At 45.4% G+C, this 626-nt stretch carries 2 protein-coding genes; one reads left to right on the forward strand and one right to left on the reverse strand.

Annotated features, from left to right (window positions below):
- On the reverse strand, positions 1-290 hold a 290-nt coding region (locus tag R7R24_RS28030), incomplete at its 3' end, for an Ohr family peroxiredoxin (protein ID WP_318120350.1).
- 125 nt (positions 291-415) lie between these two features.
- Here R7R24_RS28030 and R7R24_RS28035 point away from each other — a divergent pair.
- Positions 416-626: MarR family winged helix-turn-helix transcriptional regulator (locus tag R7R24_RS28035; RefSeq protein WP_411978840.1), on the forward strand; the 211-nt coding region annotated here is incomplete at its 3' end.

The raw sequence follows: 626 nt of genomic DNA on the forward strand, positions 1-626 counted from the left end.
AGGCTAACGGTCAAAGCAAAGCCACCGTTTTCATTCGGGCCAATGCCTACTTCAGCTGTCACAGGTGCGCTCTTTAGCGCTACTTTTGCTTCACGCGCAACGTGCAAAATCGCGTTAGAGAAACAAGCCGAGTAACCCGCTGCAAACAGTTGTTCTGGGTTCGTTGCTGCGCCTGTGCCACCCATCTCTTTTGGGTAAGCAAGTTCAAGATCCAGCAGACCATCGTTGGTTTTTACTTGACCATTACGGCCAGCCAGAGCAGTAGCTTGAGTTTTGTATAATGTTGTCATGCAAATATCCTCTTTGATTTAAGTTGCACACAATTTAATTGCTTGCAACCTTACATCGAAACAACGATAGTTTGCAACTATATTGTGCACAATTTATTTTTATCGCCTTTATCGAGATTAAGCCCATGAGCCAGTGTTACTCCCCAAGTACATTGAATGCAGACAAAAAATTGTTACTAGAGAATCAAGTCTGCTTTCCGCTATACAGCGCTGCGAACGCTGTGATTCGCGCGTACCGACCGTTGTTGGACGCACTTGATCTCACTTACTCGCAGTACTTGGTAATGATGGTATTGTGGGAAAAAGATGGCACGAGCGTAAAACAGCTGGGATCAC

It is taken from the genome of Vibrio sp. 704 (assembly GCF_033339295.1).